The sequence below is a fragment of the Myxococcus sp. CA056 genome (assembly GCF_013336715.1).
Taxonomy (GTDB): domain Bacteria; phylum Myxococcota; class Myxococcia; order Myxococcales; family Myxococcaceae; genus Myxococcus; species Myxococcus llanfairpwllgwyngyllgogerychwyrndrobwllllantysiliogogogochensis.
Map to the genome: position 1 here is coordinate 1,832,515 of NZ_JABUMT010000001.1, position 17,136 is coordinate 1,849,650.

12 protein-coding genes and 2 pseudogenes are annotated in these 17,136 nt (G+C 68.7%); 5 read left to right on the plus strand and 9 right to left on the minus strand.

All coding sequences use genetic code 11. The annotated features are described in order from the left end of the window. Nucleotides 1-77: 77 nt before the first annotated feature. From HUA76_RS07490 to HUA76_RS07515, 7 genes and pseudogenes are all read right to left on the minus strand, one after another. Complete coding sequence (locus tag HUA76_RS07490; RefSeq protein ID WP_174460470.1) at nt 78-833, minus strand: DUF5953 family protein; 756 nt, start codon at nt 831-833, stop codon at nt 78-80. Next, nucleotides 830-1,732, minus strand: a pseudogene (locus HUA76_RS45175) (DUF6310 domain-containing protein). The gene HUA76_RS07490 and the pseudogene HUA76_RS45175 overlap by 4 nt, the downstream one beginning before the upstream one ends. Before the next feature lie 393 nt (nt 1,733-2,125). Beyond that, on the minus strand, nt 2,126-2,938 hold the full coding sequence (gene epsA, locus HUA76_RS07495) for an exopolysaccharide biosynthesis glycosyltransferase EpsA (RefSeq protein ID WP_174460399.1): 813 nt from the start codon (nt 2,936-2,938) through the stop codon (nt 2,126-2,128). Next, entirely contained in the window at nt 2,935-5,289 is a 2,355-nt protein-coding gene (gene epsB, locus HUA76_RS07500) for a GH44 family glycoside hydrolase EpsB (protein ID WP_174460400.1), read from the minus strand. Before epsB ends, epsA begins: the two co-directional genes overlap by 4 nt. A 36-nt stretch (nt 5,290-5,325) precedes the next feature. Then, nucleotides 5,326-5,880, minus strand: a complete 555-nt coding sequence (gene epsC, locus HUA76_RS07505) for a serine O-acetyltransferase EpsC (RefSeq protein WP_254614007.1) — start codon at nt 5,878-5,880, stop codon at nt 5,326-5,328. Nucleotides 5,881-5,885: 5 nt separating this feature from the next. Next, the gene (epsD, locus tag HUA76_RS07510; RefSeq protein WP_174460401.1) at nt 5,886-6,914 is read right to left on the minus strand and encodes an exopolysaccharide biosynthesis glycosyltransferase EpsD; all 1,029 of its coding nucleotides are present in this window, start codon (nt 6,912-6,914) and stop codon (nt 5,886-5,888) included. Beyond that, nucleotides 6,911-7,432, minus strand: a complete 522-nt coding sequence (locus tag HUA76_RS07515) for a hypothetical protein (RefSeq protein ID WP_254614008.1) — start codon at nt 7,430-7,432, stop codon at nt 6,911-6,913. The genes epsD and HUA76_RS07515 overlap by 4 nt, the downstream gene beginning before the upstream one ends. 70 nt (nt 7,433-7,502) lie before the next feature. Between HUA76_RS07515 and epsE the strand changes: the two genes are divergently transcribed. The 4 genes and pseudogenes from epsE to mgtE all read left to right on the plus strand — a co-directional run bounded on the left by epsE (nt 7,503) and on the right by mgtE (nt 13,357). Further along, nucleotides 7,503-8,804 (plus strand): exopolysaccharide biosynthesis GT4 family glycosyltransferase EpsE, encoded by a 1,302-nt coding sequence (epsE, locus tag HUA76_RS07520; RefSeq protein ID WP_371817287.1) that lies wholly within the window; start codon nt 7,503-7,505, stop codon nt 8,802-8,804. A gap of 339 nt (nt 8,805-9,143) precedes the next feature. After that, nucleotides 9,144-10,706 carry a response regulator EpsF gene (epsF, locus tag HUA76_RS07525; protein ID WP_174460403.1) on the plus strand — a complete coding sequence of 521 codons (1,563 nt, stop codon included), beginning with the start codon at nt 9,144-9,146 and terminating at the stop codon, nt 10,704-10,706. A 102-nt stretch (nt 10,707-10,808) separates the two neighbouring features. Beyond that, nucleotides 10,809-11,792, plus strand: a pseudogene (locus HUA76_RS07530) (hypothetical protein); the annotation flags it as partial. Between the two features lie 245 nt (nt 11,793-12,037). Further along, nucleotides 12,038-13,357, plus strand: coding sequence for a magnesium transporter (gene mgtE, locus HUA76_RS07535; protein WP_174460404.1), 1,320 nt, complete (start codon nt 12,038-12,040; stop codon nt 13,355-13,357). 4 nt (nt 13,358-13,361) lie between these two features. On the opposite strand, the gene wzy is transcribed toward mgtE, so the two are convergent. Beyond that, the gene (gene wzy, locus HUA76_RS07540) at nt 13,362-14,945 is read right to left on the minus strand and encodes an exopolysaccharide repeat unit polymerase (RefSeq protein ID WP_371823437.1); all 1,584 of its coding nucleotides are present in this window, start codon (nt 14,943-14,945) and stop codon (nt 13,362-13,364) included. 54 nt (nt 14,946-14,999) lie between these two features. Here wzy and epsH point away from each other — a divergent pair, with 54 nt between their 5' ends. Then, complete coding sequence (epsH, locus tag HUA76_RS07545; RefSeq protein WP_141648136.1) at nt 15,000-16,307, plus strand: exopolysaccharide biosynthesis glycosyltransferase EpsH; 1,308 nt, start codon at nt 15,000-15,002, stop codon at nt 16,305-16,307. Nucleotides 16,308-16,315: 8 nt separating this feature from the next. Here epsH and HUA76_RS07550 read toward each other — a convergent pair whose 3' ends face one another. Beyond that, a complete protein-coding gene (locus HUA76_RS07550) occupies nt 16,316-17,116 on the minus strand; it encodes a nucleotidyl transferase AbiEii/AbiGii toxin family protein (RefSeq protein WP_254614009.1) in 801 nt (266 codons plus the stop codon). Between the last annotated feature and the right edge of the window lie 20 nt (nt 17,117-17,136).

Genomic DNA, 17,136 nt, shown 5'->3' on the forward strand with positions numbered 1-17,136 from the left:
GCGAGGTGTTGGCCCTGACAATGTCAGATGTTGGCCATCTGAGGGGAGAGGTGTCTGCTGAGGCCCGCGCTGAGGCGTCAAGGCGTTGAGCGACCGCCGATCTTCGGGAAGCGCTCGTAGGCCCGTAAGAGCGCGTCCAGGTGGGCGGGGTTGTCGAGCTCGAGCGGCGCTTCGGTGAGCGGCACAATCCATCCACCCGTTGCCGTGCGCCGCGCCCGTGAGAGCAGGTCCGTGTCGCGGGCAGGGTCGGGGAACCCGATGGCTTCCGCGGCAGCATCCGACCAGTAGTTCAGCCAGCCGAGGTAATAGGGAATCTCAGGCGAGCGGATGTGCTCGAAGAGCTTCAGGGCGGGCAGCCCCCTGCGTGGGGACGGCGGCCCTTCCAGCGTGGGTGCTGTCTGATACGCAATGTCCAGCGCGGCGCTGTCCGGCGTCGCATGCCCCCAGAACGCGCGTGCGCCTTCCGCCATGCCCTCCAGCAGCTCCGCCGCTGCCGTGATGATGGCCGCATCCAGTGGCAACTTCGCATGGACTTGGAGCTGTTGCTGGCCGCCAGGGCTTGCGCTCGCGGAGCGTCGCATCCCAGAAATGGTTACTGGGTAGCTCTCTTCGCCGTTGCATAGCAGTGGGAACTTTCCGCGTGTTGCCGCCTCAGCGAGCCAGGCCTCGCGTTGTGGTAGCTCGATGGGGCGCCCTCCTTTGCTCACTTCCCACTCCAGGCGCAAACCGGGCAGCGCCCGTTCCATGCCACGGACGACAGCGAGTGTGCGGCCGTCGTGCTCCGCGAGTGTAGGCGCGTAGACGGTCATATCGAGGCGCTTTCGCGTGGTCATCGTTTGCATCCCGTGACGACGATTCTGAGGCTGGAGTCCTGTCGCAGCAGCGCATCTTTGTGCGCGGCACTACTCACCCCAACGACGAAGCTATATCCACAGGCCGCTGCGATGTCGCGGTCCTCCTGGAGTTCTTCCAACTGATCTTCGACGACCCGATCCCGGAGGAAGTCACTGTACGTGTCAAACTGATGGGTCTTGATCTCCTACAGCACACGCGCGCCGACTTGAAGCGCATCAAAGCGCTTGCCGCCAACGAGCACGTCATTGCCGGGATAGCGGTTAGGCGGAAACGTGTCGGCGCACTCGTTATGCGGAGCATCCTCGCCCGCGTGCGACACAGGGACGGGCCTGCACTCCGGATGGCGTTCTCGGTCCAGTGGATCGGTCGGCGCCGGCGGGAACCAGTCCTGCCCTGCTGGCTCGGGCTTTCGGTGCGTCAAACGCTCCTGCTCATGGGATGGCCGCGTTTGGGTCTCGGGCTGCGCACCCTCACGAGATGCCCTCCGATATGCAGCCAACTCCTCTTTGATGGCGACTGCCACCACGACTGTTCCAGCGACAATCACGGCTCCAACGACTATCTCGGGTGCTATCAGGATGCAGACTCCTAAACCCAAGGTCGCGGCCCCCGCGGAGGCGACAGAGCATCTTCCCGTGACATCGCGAAACTGGACCCGCTGATGGTCGAGCGCCTGATAGCACCTCTCCACAAGCACGGCCCATTCGTTGGATGCCTCCCGCACCACGCAGCGCCCGCCATCCGCCCACGGCAGCGTCGCTGCTCTCTGGAGGTTGGCGACCCTTGGGTTCAAGGGCACTTGCTCCCTTGGGCTCGGTGCCGACGTAGCGCACGCCGAGAGGAAGAGCAGAAGCGTGGCGCAGGCGCGGAGTCGCATGGGCGCGTCCTTTCAGTCGAGCCAGCGAGCCGCGGGTCAGAGTCGGCCTGCTCCGGAGTATGCCACGACGATGTGCGGTGAAGACGCCTGGGCCGTGCCAGCGCGGCTGCTCCGGCGCGACGGGGCTCGGTGGGGAACGCCGTAAAGAATGGCGTCAGGCAGACTGAAGGTCGGGTCGGGCCCAACCCTGAGCTATCCCCTCGTTTGAAGGTTCTCCTCGGAGAACCCATGGGCAGCCGAGCGAGCTTTGAGGGGAAGTCGATTCGCGCGCACCACTTGCTTCGCCTGGAGGCTCTTGGTGGTGAGTCAGTGCTGCAGCGGCTTCACGGCCTCGTTGACCTTCGGGGGATGTGCGAGGCCGCGCTCGTCGCCACCTGGGCAGACGTGGGGTGGCTACTCCGACTTCCCACCCGTCCGCTGCCAGAACTCACGGACCAGAATCGTCGCGAAGCGCGAGTCATTCAGGATGTACCGGCGCCACAGGCGCTTGGGTTCATTCACCAGACGGTAGAGCCACTCGAAGCCCGCCTTGGAAATCCACTGCGGCGCGCGCTTGGCCGTACCCGCGATGAAGTCGAACCCCGCCCCGATGCCAATCGCCACGGTGGGCCCTAGCTTCCCGGCCACCTGCGAAATCCACACCTCCTGCTTCGGACTCCCCAACGCCACGAAGAGCAGGTGCGGATCCTTCTCCCGAATCTTCGCCACAATCGGGTCGTTCTGCGCATCCCCTCCATCCGTCTTCACCATCGGCGAGTCCCATCCCACCACCTCCACGCCGTACGTATCCTTCACCTGCTTCGCCACCTTCGCCGCCACGCCAGGGCCCGCGCCGAGCAGGAACACCCGCCACTTGCGCTCCGCCCCCAGCTTCATCAGCGGGAGAATCAGGTCCGAGCCGGCGATGCGCTCGGGCAACGTCACGTCCATCGCCTTCGATGCCCAGACAATCGGCATCCCATCCACCACCGAAATCGTGGCGCGCGAGTACGCCTCGCGGAACTGCACGTTGTCCTCCGCCAGCACCACGTGGTCCACGTTGGCGGTGAAGACGTAGCCGCCCTGGTGCAAATCAACCAGGCGCCCAATCTGCTGCACGGCGTCCTCGAACGTCAGCTGGTCGATGGCCAACTGGCCAATGTGCAGGCGCGGGCGGCCCGTGGTGAACGGCGTCGGCTTCGGAGTCTCGGGGGTCGCGGCACTCATGGCTTCTTCACCGTCAAATCAAGCACTGTCATCGAGTAGGGCGGCAGCCGCTGCGTCAGCGTCCCCGCCGTCTTGCTTCCAGCCGTCTGCTCCAGGAATCCACCCGGCGCGCCCGAATACCCCAGCACGCGCGCACCCTCGAGCGTCCCACAACCCTTCAACTCAACCTTCGCCTGCGCGGCCTGGTCCGGATCAAAATTCAACACCACCGCCACCAGCTTCGTCCCCGACTCGTCTCGCGAGGCGAACACGCTGGTGCCCTCCTCCGCCTTCGCCGGCACCCAGTAGTCCTGGAAGTGCCCACCGCGCCCGTCGAAGTCCCTGAACGCTCGAAACGCCCAGAACACCGGGCTGCCATTCGTGGGGTACTGCCAGAAGTACGCGGAGTAGATGTTCTCCTGCGCGAAGCGACCCAGCGCCTCGGCCTGCGCCAGTCCGCCGCTCATGTGGCCGAACGCGCCGAAGTTGTACTCGCCGATGGAGATGCTCCGGTCCGGGTAGTTCTGCGCAATCCACTCCTTGAGGCGTGGCAACAGGCGCACGGGCTCTGCAATCCAGGACTCGTCCTTGTACGTCGGGTCCCACAGGCCCCGCGTCGAGCGGATGCGGCGCGCGTTCGTCTCCGGGTCCGTGTTCCCCTCGAGCCCCACGCCGACGTTCGTCTGCGGGTAGAAGTGAACGTCCACCACGTCGAGGATGCGCACGCCCGTCTTCTTCTCGTGCTCGCGAAGCTGCCGCAGGTACCACGGCAACAGCGGCACATCCCCGTGCGCGCGGCGGTCCGAGTGCGGCGCCTTGCCCGGCGCGAAGTCCGCCGCCGACCAGAGGTAGTTCGTCCAACCCCACTCGGCCGGGCCCGCGATGAGCGCCTCCGGGTCCGCCTTCCGCACCGCGGTGCCGTACGCAATCGTCCGGGACAACAGCCCGTCGTACGTGAGCGGCTCCGGGAAGACATCCCGATGCGTCGAGTTCCAGAGCATGGGCTCGTTGTCCAGGATGTACATCCGGACGTTGCGCTCCCCTCCGCGCGCGAGGTCCCGCTCGCGGATGGTGCGGACCCACTCGGCGACGAACTCGGGCGAGGCCTCGGTGCTCGTCTGGGACGGCGCGCCTGGCTTGAGCGGTGTGCCATCGCGCGTGACGCCGTTGCCGGAGCCGTTGTCCTCGCCGCGCTGCGGACCGAACTTCGACACCGGGAAGCCCACCGACGTCGTGTCCTTCGCCACCCAGCCAATCAGCGGCACCGTGACGGCGGACATCATGCCGTGCTTCCGGTTGGAGGCGATGAAGTCCTCGTAGCTCAGGCCGATGTCCACGTTCTGGAAGAACCAGTCGTTGGCCGTGTTCCACGCGCCGCCCAGCTTCCAGTTGTAGCGGGACGTGGGGTTGCCGCCCCAGCGGCGCGTCGTCGCGCCCATGCGGTACTGGTGCTGGTCCTTCTTCTCGCGCAGGCCATCCATGGCGATGCCGTAGATGAGCGGGCTGATGCGATGGCCGGGCGCGGTGCAGTCGATGGTCAGCTTCGTCTCGCGCCCGCTGCCCTTGCCGGTGCGTCCCCCGCCCGCGGCGAGCGCGGCGGCGACCTCGGGAGGCAGCGGCACCAGCGACACCTTGTCGAAGAGCACCCAGTCGCGCCCCACGTCCTTGGACGCGCGCAGCACCACGCGGTCGAACGCCTCTCCGCGCGGGTTGAGCAGCTCCATGGGGATGAGGATTTCAGACCACTCGCCGTCCTTGCGGACCTGGAGCTCGGAGGTAATCGGGATGCGCGGGAAGGAGGTGGAGCCCTGCGCGTCCAGCCGCACCTCCAGGAACTCGCCGTAGGACGCGGGCGCGCTCAGGCGCAGGGACAGCGCGCCGAACGAGCCCTCCAGCTTCGGGCGGTACAGAATCCAGCCGCCATAGTTGAACAGGCGCATGCGCGCCGGAGCGCCCCGAGGCAGCTCACGCGGCGCCCAGCCGATGTCCTTCCACCCGGTGCCCAGGCCCCCGTCGTAGAGCGCCTCCAGCGTGGCGGAGGATGCGGTCGCTCCGGAGGCCGCCGTGGTGCCGGACGCGTTCTTCACCTCGCCGGAGGTCTCCGTGGTGCCGGACGCGTTCTTCGCCTCGCCGGAAGCCTTCTCCGCCGAAGCTCCGGCTGTGCTCTTCGCCTCACCGGAAGCCGCCGTGGTACCAGACGCCTTCTTCGCCTTGCCCGCCGCCTTGGGCGACGCGCTGGCCACGGGCTCGGCGCCGGTGCCGTCCTGGGCCTGGAGTCCCTGGGCCACCGCCACCGTGCCGCCGACGACGAGCGCGCACGTCAACACGGCCGCGCCGGCCTTCCTCCGCGAACCCTTCACGCCGTCCTCCATGAACTCATCTCCCCCGGGCTCGCCGTGAGGCGGGCCTCACAGCACCACGTCGTCGGTGTCCTTGCGTGGGAAGACGCGGGCGGGAATGCCCACGGCCACGCTGTCCGGCGGAACGTCCTGGAGCACCACGGCATTCGCGCCAATCCGCGAGCGCGCGCCAATGCGCACCGGCCCGAGGATGCGCGCCCCGGCCCCAATCCACACATCGTCCTCGATGGTCGGGTAGCCGTTGTCCTTGGCGGTGCCCACGGTGTTGTTGCCGTAGAAGCGCACCCGGTCGCCGATGCGCGCGTCGCCGCCAATCACGATGCCCAGGCTGTGCACGAAGTACACGCCCTTGCCCAGCGTGACGTCCTTGCCAATCTCAATCCCCAGCACCGCCGTCTGCGCCACGCGCAGCACGTGGTTGACCAGGGGGATGTGGTAGTCGAGCGCCGCCTCGCGGGCGCGGTTCAGCGCGGTGATACGGTACGAGTCACTGGTGAGCACCATCTTCGCGATGGACTTCGCGCCGGTGTCGCCGTTGGCGGCCTTCGCCAGCTCCAGTGCATCGGAGACCAGCGCGCCGAGCATCGAGCGCTTCGACTTCATGATGTTCATCGTCTCCCCCCGCCCTGGAGGTAACGCGCGACCTCGCGGGCAATGCCAGTCCATCCACCCGCCTCGTTGCGAGCGCCCCGCAGGTACTCCATGCCGTACACCACGGAGGTGCCCGCGAACGCCGCCTTCTCCAGCCCCAGCTTGTCCGCCGCCTTCGCCGCGCGCATCACCGCGCCCGTCAAAAGGCGCGTGGCCTCCGGGGCCACCACGGTCGCCGCGAGCAGCGGGCGCGCCAGCGGGTTCGTCTCGAACAGGAGCCGCCACGGATTCACGCCGCGCACGTCCGGGTGCTTGCGCGCCACCTGCGTGTCGAACATGCCGTAGCGGTGCGCGCGCTTGAGCCAGCGCTCGAAGGACACGTGGTCGCTGCCGTGCAACACATACGCGTCGCTGGCGAAGACGAAGGAGCAGCCGGCCTTTTCCAGCCGCACGCCCAGCTCCACGTCCTCGGACTGGCCCAGCGACTTGTCGAAGCCGCCCACGCCCACGTAGTCCTCGCGATGGAAGGACACGTTGCCGGTGTACAGGTGGTTGCCGTGCGCGCGGGCGCCGGGGACGGAGAGCTCCTCCGCCATGCGGTGGTTGAGGTACGCGTACCAGCGCTCGAACAGCGGCATGTCGCCAATGGACGGGTCCGGCCGGATGCGGCCGAGCACCACGTGCCGCGAGCCCGCGGGGTGGTGGTCCAGGTGCCGCTCCAGGAAGTCGTTCGCCACCTGCATGTCGTCGTCGGTGACGAGCACGACTTCACCCCGAGCGGCCAGCACGCCCCGGTGCCGCGCTGCCGCGGCGCCCGCGTTGGCTTGCACCTCCACGCGCAGGGCATAGGGCAGCTTCGCGGTGAGGGCGAGCAGCGGCTCCTTCACCGGCTCCTTGGAGCCGTCATCCACGACCACGACCTCGAACCGCTCGGGCGCGAGCGTCTGGGTGGCGAACTGCTCCAGCAGTCGGGAGATGAGGGGGAGCCGGTTGTAGGTGGCGACGACGACGCTGAGGCGGAGCGACGGGGCGTCAGAAGACGTCATGGCTTCTTCTTCCTGGACGACGAGGCCCGGCCCTTCTTCTTCGGCCGGGGGAAGGTGACGCTGCCCACGAAGCGCTCCGCGCCGATGAAGTCCATCGTCTTGCGAGCCGAGCCGAAGTCGGTCTCCCCCAGGGTGACGCACAGGAGGACGCCGTCGGCGGCGAGCGCCAGGGGGAGGCTTGCGGGACGGGTGAGGACGGAGTCGATGACGGCCACGACGCGCTCACCCCGGGCGACGCGCTCGCGCAGCTCCAGCACGCGGCGGGGCGCCTCCGCGGGGGAGATGCTGGTGGCGTCTTCCAGGTGGATCTTCTGCGTGGCCGCGTATGGGGCGCCGGCCTCCAGGATGGCGGTGGCGGCCTCCAGCGCGGGGGCGCCCGGGTGGGCGGGGACCACGGTGAGCCAGGCCCAGCCGGTGCGCTCCAGGGCGAACCACAGCCGTTGAAGCGCCGGGGACGGCACGGTGCCGTCGGAAACCTCGGCGTCCGAGGGAGTGGAGGGTGCGCTGGAATCGGCCATGGAGCGCCGCCCGGTATAGCGCAACGCATGGCGTCGGCCCAACGACCTGCCCGGGCGGGCGGGGGAGCGGGTGTCTATCGACCTGCCCCCGGTGATTCCGGGGCCCGCCGCCCGGGCGTGGGGGCGGGCGTGTTATGGAAAGTTCGTGCAGAAGATTGGCTATCTCATCCCTGAGTTTCCCGGACAGACCCACATCTTTTTCTGGCGTGAGCTTCAGGCGCTGCCGGGCAAGGGCGTGACGCCGGAGCTGGTATCCACCCGTCCTCCGCCCGCGCGCATCATTTCGCACAGTTGGGCGCAGGAGGCGATGGCTCGCACCGAGTACCTCTCACCTCCGGGGGCCCTGGGCGTGGCCAAGGCGGCGGCGGAGGTGGCTCGCGCCATGCCCACGGGATGGGCCCGTTGTCTGGCGTCCATTGCTCGCGCGGAGGGCCTGGACGCGAAGGGGCGCGCGCAGCTCCTGGCCTTCGCCGTCATGGGTGGGCGCCTGGCGGCGCTGGCGCGTGAGCGCGGGTGGACGCACGTGCATGTGCATTCGTGTGCCAACGCGGCGCACGTGGCGCTGTTCGCGAACCTCCTGTCGGGGCTGACGTACAGCATGACGCTGCACGGTCCGCTGGACGACTACGGGCCGAACCAGAAGGAGAAGTGGCGCCACGCGAAGTTCGCCTTCGTCATCACGAAGAAGCTGCTGGGGGAAGTGAACCAGGAGCTGGCGGGGCACCTGCCTCCGCGCATCGAGCTGGCGCCCATGGGCGTGGAGCTGGGCAAGTTCAACCGCACGGTGCCGTACTCGGCGTGGACGGGCGAGGGTCCGCTGCGCATCTTCTCGTGTGGCCGTCTCAACCCGTGCAAGGGGCACGCGGACCTCATCGACGCGGTGGGCATGCTGCGCGCGAAGGGCATCGACGCACGGCTCGCGATTGCAGGCGAGGACGAGGCGGGTGGCACCACGTACCGCAAGGTGCTGGAGGCGAAGCTCGCGGAGACGAAGCTGGGCGACGCGGTGACGCTGCTGGGCGCGGTGAGCGAGGACAAGGTGCGGGGCGAAATCGAGCGCTCGCACATCTTCGCGCTGGCGAGCCTCCAGGAGCCGCTGGGCGTGGCCATCATGGAGGCGATGGCCATGCGCGCGCCGGTGGTGGTGACGGGCGCGGGCGGCGTGAAGGAGCTGGTGGACGACGGCGTGGACGGGCTGCTCGTGCCGCCGCAGGAGCCTCGGATTCTCGCGGAGAAGCTGGAGCAGGTGGCGCGGGACCCGAAGGAAGCCGCGCGCCTGGGCGAGGCCGGCCGTCGCAAGGTGGAGACGCAGTTCAGCAGCGAAAGAAGCGCGGACATGCTCGCGCTGATGCTTCAGCGCGCGGTGGTGTAGTCCGCACGGCGAGGGGTGGCTCGGAGGGAAGGGCGGCATGCGGGCGCCCTCCACGAGCCGCGCCGTGGATCCACGGGGCCTTCGGCGCTTCGCCGCCCAGTCGCTCGGACCCTGGCCACGCGCCCGTCGACATGACGGGGGAGCGTGCCACCGCGTCCCTGGCTCCATACCTTTGAGACTGAACCGGTGGAATCCTCGTGCTTCGCCGTGAGGAGGGCGACCGGGCGTCCAGGCCCTGTGTCGTCAGGGGCTGGGCGGGCCGAGGTGTCGTGGGGGGCTGATCATCGGGGCCGCGCTGATTAAGCGAAGGGGACCTCGGGAGAGAAGGGAGGACCGGCCTTGGAAGGCACCGAGCAGCTCACCCCTCGCGCTCCCGTCCAGGTGGAGCCACAAAGCACCCGCATCCTCATCGTGGACGACCACGCATCGAACCTGCTCGCGCTGGAGGCCATCCTCGAGCCGATGGGACAACGGCTGGTGAAGGCGTCGTCGGGGAGGGAGGCACTGAGATGTCTCTTGCGCGAGGACTTCGCGCTCATCCTCCTGGATGTGCAGATGCCCGGCATGGATGGGTTCGAGACGGCCCGCATCATCCGGCAGCGAGAGCGCACCCGCTACACGCCCATCATCTTCCTCACCGCGCACGGGCGCGACGAGTCGAACCTGGTGCACGGCTATGCGGCGGGGGCGGCGGACTACGTCGTCAAGCCGTTCCATCCGGACGTGCTGCGCTGGAAGGCGGAGGCCTTCGTCGCGCTCCACCTGCGTCAGCGCGCCTTGCAGTTGCAGGAGGCGGCGCTGTGGGAGCGTGAGCGGCGGGTGCTGGAGCGACAGGGCGAGCAGCGGTTCCGCCGGGTGTTGGACTGCATGCCCCAGTTCGTCTGGGCGCTGCTGGCGGACGGCACCATCAGCTACGCCAACCGGGGATGGCTGGATTACGCGGGGCTGTCACCCGAGCAGGGGCGCCAGCGCGAGGAGAACCTGCGCTGCTTCCATCCGGAGGACGTGGGGCGCGTGCAGCTCACCTGGAATGCCTTGCAGCGCTCGGGGCGGCCGAAGGAGCAGGAGTACCGGCTGCGCCGCGCGACGGACGGAGAGTTCCGGTGGTTCCTCTGTCGCACGCTGCCGGAGCGGGACGAGGTGGGGCGGCTCGTCGGGTGGATATCGACGGCGACGGACATCGACGACGCGCGCCGCGCGGTGGAGTCCCTGCGGGCGACGAGCGAGGCGAAGGACATGTTCCTCACCATGGCGGCGCACGAGCTGCGCACGCCGCTCCAGGCCGCGCGCAGCTACGCGGACCTGGCGAAGGTGAAGGCGGCGGCGGAGCTGACGCCGAACGTGGACCGGGCGCTGGCGGGCATCCATCGCAGCGTGAGCCGCATGGCGCGGCTGGTGGAGAACCTGCTGGACGTGGGGCGCCTGCAGCGTGGAGAGCTGTGCCTGGAGGAGAGCGACGTGGACGTGGGCGTGCTGCTCCACGACGTGGCGAAGCACTTCGAGCCCCTGCCGGAAGGGTGGCGCATCGAGGTGTCTGCGCCGGAGGACCTGTCGCTGCGGGCGGATGGAGAGCGGTTGGACCAGGTGTTCAGCAACCTGGTGTCGAATGCGCTGCGCTATTCGCCGGACGGAGGGGCCATCCAACTGGTCGCGAGAGCGGAGCCCGGGTGGGTGCACGTCGAGGTGATGGACCATGGGCTGGGGATTCCCTCGGACCGGCTGGAGAGCATCTTCGAGCGCTTCGGTCGCGCGCACGGCGTGGCCTACGGCGGGTTGGGCCTGGGGCTGGCCATCGCCCGAGGCATCGTCGAGCGCCACGGAGGACGCATCTGGGCGGAGTCGGCGGGCCGCGCGGGCGAGGGCAGCTCCCTCCACATCCTGCTGCCGAGGTCCTTGAGTTGATGCCCTCGCGCTGAGCGAGTCCTGCCCCCGCGAAATGTCGGAGCGCATTGGTATGGGTGAAGACCACTCAGGTGGTTTGGCGCCCCATGCCGGAGGGCTGCGATGGGTCGTGGTAGGGCATTGGTATGGTGGTTGTTGTTGCTCGGGGTGACGGGTTGCTCGTCGACCCGGGTGGTCCGTCTGGACACGGGCACGGGCTCGCCTCGGGTCCACACTCCGCGAGAGGACGAAGACGCGGCTCCGGTGGAGCTGGATGAGGACGCCTTCGAGGAGGCGGTGGCGAAGCTCGCGCGGGACGTGAGGCCCTTCGAGCATCCCTTGAGGGACGCGCGACAGCGCTTCGGCGTACCGGAGCGTGGCGGGGTGTATCTGTATGAAGGGCGCAGGCTCGTCCCGGTGGGGGACGGGGGTGATGCGTCAGCGCCCCAGTTGCTGGAGTCGTACGCGGACGAGGTGCTGACGCGTGACTACGGCCGCTGGTGTGAGCGCGAGCATCAGGGCGGCGACTGTCTCCGGCTGCTGGAGGAGGGGCCGCTGTTGGGGAGCGATGGCAGGTACGCGCTGGCGCTGGCCATCGCGATGGAGGGGGTCTGGGAGGAGACGGACGAGGCGCTGGAGGGCCTGGCGAATCCACACGCGGTCCGGGCGACGCTGACGGCGTCGGTGGCGATGTACCTGCTCTTGTGGTCGCTGCCGGAGCCGTTGTCGAAGGGGTTGGCGTCGTTGCTGACGGCGACGGCGATTGCGTACCTGGGTGTGGACACGGTGTGGCGGGCGTTGGAGGCGTGGGTGGTGATGGTGCGGAGGGTGGATGCGGCGCGCACGTTCGAGGAACTCAGCGCGGCGGGTGAGGCGTACGGGGACGTGCTGGGAGAGAACGCGGCGCGAGTCTTCGTGATGCTGGCGACCGCGGCGGTGGGGAGCACGGCGGGGCTGGCGGTGACGGGCGTGGGGCTGCCGGGCTCGGCGCAGGCCGCGTTGGCCGTCGAGGGGCAGGCGGGCTTCGCCTTCAGCGCGCTGCGGAGCGTGGAGTCGGTGGCGTTGACGGCGGAGGGCTTCACCGTCGAGCTGGCGCCCACCGCGCTGATGACGGGGCGCGACGCGCGGAAGCGGTAGGCGGGCCGCGGGTCGAGGTCGTTCAACCTGGAGGGGATACGGGTTCCTGTCCGAACCCGTGAAGGACTCGTCACGGCTCGTGCGCGCGGGTTCACACTCGTGCTCGCGGGTGTCCTCCAGCGGGCGTTTGAGGTTTCCACGCCTCGGGCGCCGTGCTTGAACGCGTCCCCAGTGCGAGGCCGGCATCCGGCCCCGTGCGTGCAGGGAGGCGAGCCGTGGCCCCCGAGTCGGACCCCATCCACGAGGACGAGCTGCGCGACGCGTGGCCCGTGCTCGCACCTCGAGACCGGGTCGAGGGCTTCCGGCTTTTGCCGCCGTCGAGCGCGGACGACTTCTTCCTCTCCCTCTCCTCGAATGACCAGGCGGGGCTCCTCCAGGCCCTCACCCCGAGCGAGCGGCGCATCTGGATGCGAGTGCTCCCCCCGGACGACGCCGCGGACGTCATCCAGAGCCTCCCCGTCGAGGAACACGCCGCCTGTCTCGCCCTGCTGGATGACACCTCTCGCCGCGAGGTGCAGGTGCTCCTGGCCTACGCCGAGGACGCCGCGGGCGGCCTGATGAACCCGCGCTTCGTGCGCGTGCGGCCGGAGATGAGCATCGACGAGGCGCTCGGCTACCTGCGCCGGCAGGCCCGCGAGCAGGTGGAGACCGTCTACTCCGCCTACGTCCTGGACTCCGAGCAGCACCTGCTGGGCGTGGTCTCCCTGCGCCAGCTCTTCCAGGCCGCGCCCGGGAAGACGGTGCGCGACGTCATGCGGACCGAGCCCGTCACCGTGCGGGAGGACACCCATCAGGAAGGCGTCAGCCGCCTGTTCGCGGAGCACGGCCTGTCGGCCATCCCCGTGGTGGACGCGCAAGGCCGCATGCGGGGCATCGTCACCGTGGACGACATCGTCAGCGTCGTCCAGGAGGAGGCCACCGAGGACATCCAGAAGGTCGGCGGAATGGAGGCGCTCGACGCGCCCTACTTCGACGTGGGCTTCTTCGCCATGGTGCGAAAGCGCGCCGGCTGGCTGCTGGTGCTCTTCGTGTCGGAGATGCTCACCGCCACCGCCATGTCCCGCTACCAGGACGAAATCGCGCGCGCCGTGGTGCTCAGCCTCTTCGTGCCGCTCATCATCTCCTCGGGAGGCAACTCGGGCAGTCAGGCCACCACGCTCATCATCCGCGCGCTCGCGCTGACGGACGTGCGCCTGCGCGACTGGTGGCGCGTGCTGCGGCGGGAGCTGCTGTCGGGCCTGGTGCTGGGCGCGGTGCTCGGCACGGTGGGCCTGGCGCGCATCCTGCTCTGGCAGCACCTGTTCCACAGCTACGGCGAGCACGCGTCGCGGGTGGCGCTGACGGTGGGCCTGTCGGTGCTGGGCGTGGTGACGTGGGGGACGCTGTCCGGGGCGATGCTGCCGTTCGTGTTGAGGCGGCTCGGCTTCGACCCGGCGAGCGCGTCCGCGCCCTTCGTCGCCACGCTGGTGGACGTCAGCGGACTGGTCATCTACTTCACCACCGCGGAGCTGCTCCTGCGCGGCACGCTGCTGTAGCCCTTCAGCTCCGCTTCGCCAGCGCCGGGTCGTCCGCGTTGACGTAGACGATGGCGCCTGGAGGCGGCTCGGGGAGCAGGGGCGCGGTGGGCACCAGCGCGCTGTTCGGCATGGGCCACGCGCCGGTGGCCACGGCGAGCTTCCCGGACGTCACCACGCACAGCGAGGTGATGAACGTGCAGATGTACGAGATGATGCCCATGTCTCCGAACACCTGATTGATGTAGCAGACGATGGCGCCGACGATGACCATGGCTGCGGCGCGGTGCTCGGAGATGTGCGAGCGGTGGTAGGAGCGCACCGCGAGATAGAGGGTGACGACCAGGTACATCCACACGCCCGTGTAGCCAACCATTCCACCGAACGCGAACAACCCCAGCAGGGAGTTGTGCGGGTGGTAGCGGTACTGGGGGAACACGAAGGCGATGTTGGGCAGTGGAATCGGCTCCAGGAACTCGTGGCCGTAGCCGGTGCCGAGCAGCGGGAACTGGGTCCACGTCGCGATGACGTCCAGGTTCTCGATGTCGCGATAGTCCAGGTTGCCTTCGCCGCCCTCGCCGTCGATGAGTGAGCGGACCTTGTGCACGGGCGCGAAGGCGCCGCCGCGCGCGTTCCACCCCACCGCGAAGTAGACGACCAGCAGCGGGGCCAGCAGCACCATGCCCCGGCTGAAGGTGCGCTTGATTGCGGGCCACGGGGTGATGAGGTAGCCGGCCAGGAGGCAGCCCACGAAGCTGACGTAGGCGAGCCGGCGGTCGTTGTACATCATGCCCATGAAGATGCAGAACATGAGGAGCAGCCCGCGCAGCGCGTGAGCGCCCTTGGGCTTCTCCAGGAAGCGCATTGTCGCCACCAGCAGCGCGAAGTTGAACGTCATCGAGTCCGAGTGACACGTGGTGTACTCGACGAAGACGCCCATGGAGGGCACGACGATGGCGCCGAAGTAGACGCTGATGGCGGCCTTGGTCAGCCCCGCGGCGATGACGGTGCGCGCGAAGATGGGCCAGTCCTCCGGCCCGCGCATCGCATAGTGATACATCGCGACGATGAACGGCATCATCGCGGCCTGGTGCCACTGCCACAGCGAGTTCTTGATGTCCCCGCCGCGCATGACGCCGCGCACCTCCATGAAGAGGATGGCGATGAGGGACAGCGTCACCACGGCGATGAGGGGCCGGGGCATGGGCAGCGCGGGCGGGTCGATTTTCGACCGAGTCACCCGCCGGTACATGGCCAGCCCCAGCAGGCCGAGGATGAGCACGTCGACCAGGGGGAAGCGCAGCGCTCCAATCTTGGTGATGTAGCTGAGCTGGGCGAAGAGCAGCTCACCCAGGGGGTGGAGCGGCGAGGGCCAGAAGCCGGACTGGGGGCGCTCGGGGACGTAGTCCACGGCGAGGACCAGGTAGGTGACGGCCATGACGGGGTAGCGGACGGGGACCTTCACCACCAGCCACAGGACGGCGGCCACCAGGACTGGGGCCAAAGCGACCACAGGGTGCAGCAGGGCCCCGCCCACGGTGGCGAGCACCAGGGTGCCGAGCAGCGCCACGAAGCGCAGGTAGGAAGGCCGGTCCGGGGCGTACGTCACGACGCGGGGGAGGCTACATCTGGAGGGCCGGTTGGGATAGATGAAGGCACACGTATGCCTGCTCCCAGACCACGCGTCCTTCTGATTGCCGAGCTGTGCAACCCTGACTGGGTGAGTGTCCCGCTGGAAGGCTGGTCGCTCTACCGTGCGTTGGCCGAGGTGGCGGACGTGCACCTCGTCACGCATGTGCGCAACCGGGAGAACATCCTGAAGCAGGGGGTGCTGGAGGGCGCTGGATTCACCGCGCTGGACTCCACGCCGGTGGAGAAGCCGCTCGACAAGGTGGGGCAGCTCCTGCGGGGCACGGCGGGCGTGGGCTGGACGACGGCGACGGCGTTGAGCGTGCTGCCGTACTACTACTTCGAGGAGGTGCTGTGGCAGCGCTTTGGCGCGCGCATCAAGGCGAAGGAGTTCGACCTGGTGCACCGCTACACGCCCATCAGCCCGACGACGCCGAGCACGCTGGCGCGGCGGTGCAAGGCGGCGGGGGTGCCCTTCGTGATGGGGCCGCTCAACGGCGGGTTGCCGTGGCCCAAGGGGTTTGGTGGGGCGCGTCGGCGGGAGAAGGAGTGGCTGAGCTACGTGCGGGATGCGTACAAGCTGATGCCCTTCTACAAGTCCACGCGGGAGAGCGCGGCGGCCATCATCACCGGCTCGCGGGCGACGCGGGGGCAGGTGGCGGACACGTGGCAGGGCAAGACGGTGTACGTGCCGGAGAACGCCATCGACACGAAGCGTTTCGGCACGTCGAAGTCGGAGGGGCCAGTGGAGCTGCCCTTGCGAGTGGCCTTCGTGGGGCGCTTCGTGCCGTACAAGGGCATGGCCATGCTGATGGAGGCGGCGGCGCCGCTCATCCGTGAGGGCAAGGTGGTGCTGGAGTACATCGGCGATGGGCAGGAGATGCCGAACCTCAAGGCGCAGGCGGCGCGAGAGGGCATCGAGTCCGGGGTGACGTTCGCCGGGTGGGTGAAGCACCAGGAGTTGCAGGGGCGGCTGTCGAAGAACCACGTGTTCGGTTTCCCGAGCGTGCGCGAGTTCGGCGGCGCGGTGGTGTGCGAGGCGATGGCGTTGGGGTTGGTGCCCATCGTGATGGACTACGGCGGTCCGGGAGAAATCGTCAGTCCGGCGACGGGGTTCGCGGTGCCCATTGGGACGCCGGAGGAAATCGTGGCGCGGGTGCGCGAGGTGCTCACGAAGCTGGTGGCGGACCCGTCCGTCATCCGTCCCATGGGGGAGCGGGCGCGGGAGCGCATCTTCAAATACTTCACCTGGAAGGCGAAGGCGGAGCAGGTGCTGGAGGTGTACCGCTGGGTGATGGGTGAGCGCGAGAAGCCGGACTGGGGCATGCCCCTGGCGGACTGACGCGCGCCTCACTTCCTGGGCCTCCAGGCCCAGGCTCGAGGACTCCACGTGGCGTCCTCTTCTTCCAGGAGGATGGGGTCGAGGAAGCCGCGCACCGCAGCGAGGAGCGCGTCGAGGGTCTTCCAGGGCAGGCCATCCTGCTCGGCCATGGCGCGGTAGGGCCCGCTCCACTCGGCGGGAGGCGGTGGAAGGAAGAAGGGCAAGGGGTGTGTCTTTCGGAAGGTGAAGGTCCGAGAGAAGGCCGCGCGCAGAAGGTTCGCGTCGATGGCCCGCACCGTCCCGAGCAGCGCCAGGTCCGGCAGGTCCTTGACCCGGGTGTTGGGTCGAGCGCGCGGCAGGGTGTAGGCGTGGAGCTTCTCCGCGAGATGCGTCTCGAGAGGATAGAGGCGGAGCCGGGGTGGAGGGATGCCCGCGAAGCCCAGTGAGTCCTCCGCATCGAGGACATCGGGCTCACCGAGCAGCGGGTCCCCGAACGCCACGTCGACGCCGAAGGGGTGGCCGAACAGTTCTCGCTCGATGCGGCACTCGGCGCGGAAACGCCGTCCGTCATATCTCAGGCCCTCGGTCTGGATTTCAGGATGGTGGGTGTCGAGCCGAAGCTCGAAGCGCATGAAGTCGCCGAGGTCGAGCTGCCCTGAGTGCTGAAGGCGCGCGAGCAAATCCTTGGGGCTTCCCGTGAGGCGCAGGTCCACGTCGCGCGTCGTCCGTGCCCGCTCGAGCCGCAGCTCGAGGACCAGTCCGCCCTTCAGGGTGACAGCGTCTCCAAAGGCCTGGGTGGTGCGCGCGAGGAAGCGATGGAAGACGAGCAACTGGCGCCGACGGCTGAAGT